The organism is Cyanobium sp. Cruz-8D1 (assembly GCF_024345975.1).
In the GTDB taxonomy this organism is placed as follows: domain Bacteria; phylum Cyanobacteriota; class Cyanobacteriia; order PCC-6307; family Cyanobiaceae; genus Cyanobium.
Window position 1 is genome coordinate 1 of record NZ_JAGQCD010000088.1, and the last position, 4,310, is coordinate 4,310.

The window sequence follows — 4,310 nt, forward strand, 5'->3', positions numbered from 1 at the left end:
TGGCCCTGGTGCGCTGGGCGCCCGGCACGGCGTTTCAGCCCCACAGCCACCCGGGCGGCGAGGAAATCGTTGTTCTCGATGGCGTCTTTCAGGACGAGCAGGGCTCCTATCCGGGCGGCAGCTGGTTGCGCAATCCAGCCGGCAGTGCACACCAGCCCTGGAGTGAGCCGGGCTGCACCATCTGGGTGAAGACCGGCCACCTGCCGACCACCCAGGGGCCCGATGGCTCAGACGCGTGAGGCACGAGCCTCCCGCAGGATCCGCCGGCCGCCGTTCAGGACCAGCAGGCTGATGGCGATGCCGATCATCAGATCAGGGATGCGGCTGCCACTCCAGGCCACCAGCAGGCCGGCCACGATCACGCCCAGGTTGGCCAGGGTGTCGTTGGTGGAGAAGATCACCGAGGCCCGCATGTGCACGCCGCCCTCGCGGTGCCGGCGCACCAGTGCCAGACAGAGCAGGTTGGCCAGCAGGGCCAGGGCGCCGATGCCCACCATCAGGGCGCTGATCGGTTCACTGCCCAGCAGGGTGCGCCTCAGCACATCCAGCAGCACCCAGATCGCCAGGATGATCTGCAGCCGGCCGCTGAGCACGGCGGTCCGGCGCTGCTGCGTCATGCTGCGGCCCACGGCTCCAAGGCTGAGGCCATAGACGCCCGCGTCGGCCAGCATGTCGAGGGAGTCAGCAATCAGGCCGGTGGAGCCTGCTCGCAGGCCTACAGCCAGTTCCACCACAAACATGGCGGCGTTGATCACCAGCACCACCCAGAGGGTGCGGCGCTGCAGCTCAGCCGCCTGCTCGGCTCCACAGCCGCAACCCACAGCCTTGCTGCTGCCTTGAGCCATAGCGTGAGTGTTGATCGATTTTTTCGGCAAACTCCTAACCCTCCGGAGCGTCCAGAGCCGAGCCGCTCCAGGCGATCCCGGCCAGATCCGCCACCTCCCGGTGCCAGCTGGCCAGGTCGTTCCTGGAGAAGCCGCGCAGATGGTCATGGCCGCAGGCCCGTGCCAGCACCTGCATCAGCGCCACCGCCGCCTGCAGGAACCTGGCCAGCCGCTGGGCGGCATGCTCCACATCCAGCCGGCGGCGCAGCTGTGGATCCTGGGTGGCGATGCCCGCAGGGCAGCGGTTGGTGTGGCAGATCCGGGCGCCGACACAGCCGATCGCCTGGATCGCCGCGTTGGCCAGGGCGATGCCATCGGCCCCCAGGGCCAGGGCCTTGACGCAGTCGGCCGGAGTGCGCAGCCCGCCGGTGGTGATCAGGGTGACGCGGCCGCTGGCACCCCGGCGGTCGAGGTGGGCCTCGATGTGCTGGGAACTGAGCTTGAAGCCCACCGGGATGCCACCGGTCAGCTCCCGTACCCGATCGGCGAAGGCGCGGAAATCGCCCGGTGAGTGGAGATCGATGAAGGTGGGAGGTGAGTGGATCGGCTGACCTTCAGGGATGCCTCGGATGGAGGCGATGCGGGCGGTGACCTTGCTGCCCGGCAGGTAACCGCCGCTGCCGGTCTTGGCGGCCTGACCGGCCTTGAAGTGGAAGGCCTGCACCAGCGGCAGCAGCTCCTCCCGGTAGCCGAACCGGGCCGGACCCAGTTCAAAGAGATAGCGGCTGTTGGCGGCCTGCTCCTCCGGAAGCATCCCCCCTTCGCCGGAGCAGATCGCCGTCCCGGCCCTCTCAGCCCCGGTGGCCAGGGCCAGCTTGGCCTCCTCGGAGAGGGCCCCGAAGCTCATGTCGGAGACCAGCAGGGGAATCTCCAGCCGCAGGGGTCGCCGTGCCTGGGGGCCGATCACCAGCTCGGTGCCCACCGCCGCCTCGCTCGGCAGGGGCTGGCGGGCCAGCTGGGCCACCAGGATCTGGATGTCGTCCCAGAGGGGCAGCTGGGAGCGCGGCACGCCCATGGCCGCCAGCGGCCCCTCGGGGCCCACCCGATCGAGGCCGTGTTCGGCCAGCTCATGAATCAGCGCCACATTGGGCTCTTCCGGCGTGGGCTTGGGCGTCGGCAACGCATCAACCGGCTCGGGCTTGGCCTCCTCCGCGTCGACGCGGTAGACCGTTCCGACCCGATCGGCCGGCACCAGGCTGTGGCTGCCGTCGCAATGGGGCGGAGTGGCGGTCTGCTTGCAGCGGCACAGCACGGCCCTGCCGGTTGTTTCGGCCACGAAGGCCAGGGGACTGAACCCGGTGCCCTGATGGGAGCCGTCGCAGAAGGGCTGGTCAGCCGACCTTCCGCAGGCGCAATAGAAGTACTCCTTCCCCTGCTCCATTTCCACGCTGATGGGGGTGCTGGCGGCAACCATCGGTGCTGGCATCGAGCTCAGGCGTACGACACGGGCCGGTGGCCCACCATTCAGTGTGGACCGGGCCAACGAAGGACGCCGCCTGATCAGGCAAGGGGGTGGGGGTGTCTTTCGTGTTCCAGAACCCAGGGGCGAACTCGACAACCTGGTGCCTGCCTATGCCTGCACGAGCCACAAGAGCCAGGGCAGCGAATACCCCGCCGAGGTGATCCCTTTGCTAACCCATGTTGCAGCGCCATCTGGTGTACATCGGCATCACCAGCTCCTTGCCGCGGTTCATGCCGGCTGCGTGGGCCTCACCAGAGGCCTGGCAGTAGCCGCGCGCTGCGCTGCTGCCAGGCGCTGAACTCCGGGTACTTCGCCGCCATCTGCACTTCCTTCTGGCCAATGCGCTGCAGATAGATCAGCAGCACCAGAGCCGGCACCAGGTAGGCCCAGCCGTTGCCGGCCACCACCGCGAAGCTCAGGTAGCGCAGCAGATCGCCGAGGTAGTTCACATGGCGCACGCGCCGCCAGATACCATCGCTCACCAGGCCAGCACCCATTGCTTTGGCGGTGGTTTTCTGTGCATCGGCGCTGGCGTTGATCAGGCTGCCGAAGCTGAACAGCCCCAGTGCCACGGCCACGGCTGCTTGGGAGATCGGCACGGGATTGAGAAAAGCCAGCAGCCCCGGCAGGCTGTAGAGCACCCCGATGAACAGCAGGACGAAGCCAAACCCCACCACCCCCACACGCTCACTGAACAGCTGGCGAGCCCGCTCGGGAAACAGCCACTGCTCCAGCAGCCACCAGAGGCAGTAGCTGATGTGCAAGCTGAGATAGACCACCTGGCGCATGTCTTTCACCCCGACCACGGCCGCCAGCACCAGCAGCAGCACAATCGTGAGCATTTTGGCGGTGTTGATCGCCGTGAGTTGGCTCCAGCCCACCGTCGGGGCCTGGCCCTCGTCCCGTGCTGATTCAGCCATCCGTGCACCCTCGCTGACGGCACCCTATCGACCCTGGCGGACGTCGCGACCGCCAAAACCGCTCACACCGCCGCTGTCAGCTAGAACGAGCCATGCCAGACGACACCATGCCCGACAGAAAACAATCTCATGTGGTCGTCATCGGAGGCGGATGGGCTGGCTGGGGTGCCGCAAAGTCACTCTGCGAAGCCGGCGTTGACGTGACCTTGATCGATGGGATGCTCGATCCTACCGGCAGTCAACCAATCACAACCAAAAGCGGTAAACCCTTTGAGGCTGGAACCAGGGGCTTTTGGAAGGACTATCCCAACATCAATGCCCTCACAGAAGAGCTCGAACTTGGCAATATTTTCACTAACTTTACAACCAGTGCTTTTTGGTCACCCGATGGATTGGAAGCGACAGCTCCTGTTTTTGGAGAATCACCCCAATGGCCAAGCCCCCTAGGCCAAGTGATGGCAACAATCAAAAACTTCAAGCGACTTCCCATTCAAGATCGACTCAGCATCGCAGGACTTCTCTATGCCATGCTGGACCTTTATCGCAGCGACAAGGTTTTTCAGAAATACGACAGTCTTAGTGCACAATCACTGTTTTTAAAGCTTGGCATCAGCGATCGACTAATTAATGATTTTCTGCGACCGATCTTGCTGGTTGGCTTGTTCAAGCCTCCCGAAGAGGTTTCGGCCGCTGTCACCATGGAGCTCCTCTATTACTATGCCCTGGCACATCAAGACTCGTTTGATGTTCGCTGGATTCATTCAAAAAGCATTGCCGAACATTTGTTTGAGCCTCTCGCTCGAAGGCTGATGTCTCGCGATCAGCTGCGCGTCCTTGGGGGGACCCTCGTGACACGGTTGAATGTTTCATCTGAGACGCAACGCATAAGCTCGGTTGAAATTCAAAGTGTAACAACAAAAGAAGTCAAGGTGATTGATGACGTCGATGCTGTGGTTTTAGCGGTGGGTGCCAAAGGACTTAAATCCCTGATGTCTCAATCGCCAGAATGCAGCAAAGCAGCGCCTGAGCTTGTTGCCGCTGCTT

5 protein-coding genes are annotated in these 4,310 nt (G+C 63.9%); 2 read left to right on the forward strand and 3 right to left on the reverse strand.

All coding sequences use genetic code 11. The features are described 5' to 3' along the window. A partial coding sequence (locus KBZ33_RS21050; protein WP_255011970.1) for a cupin domain-containing protein occupies positions 1-239 on the forward strand: 239 nt, incomplete at its 5' end. Here KBZ33_RS21050 and KBZ33_RS21055 read toward each other — a convergent pair. The 3 genes from KBZ33_RS21055 to KBZ33_RS21065 form a co-directional block, all read right to left on the reverse strand. Further along, positions 228-845, reverse strand: a complete 618-nt coding sequence (locus tag KBZ33_RS21055) for a cation transporter (protein ID WP_255011971.1) — start codon at positions 843-845, stop codon at positions 228-230. The two genes, KBZ33_RS21050 and KBZ33_RS21055, sit on opposite strands and share 12 nt — an antisense overlap. A gap of 34 nt (positions 846-879) precedes the next feature. Then, positions 880-2,298, reverse strand: a complete 1,419-nt coding sequence (locus KBZ33_RS21060) for a glutamate synthase-related protein (protein WP_255011972.1) — start codon at positions 2,296-2,298, stop codon at positions 880-882. A gap of 296 nt (positions 2,299-2,594) precedes the next feature. Beyond that, a complete protein-coding gene (locus KBZ33_RS21065) occupies positions 2,595-3,266 on the reverse strand; it encodes an isoprenylcysteine carboxylmethyltransferase family protein (RefSeq protein ID WP_255011973.1) in 672 nt (223 codons plus the stop codon). 92 nt (positions 3,267-3,358) lie between these two features. Here KBZ33_RS21065 and KBZ33_RS21070 point away from each other — a divergent pair. Then, positions 3,359-4,310: FAD-dependent oxidoreductase (locus KBZ33_RS21070; RefSeq protein ID WP_255011974.1), on the forward strand; the 952-nt coding region annotated here is incomplete at its 3' end.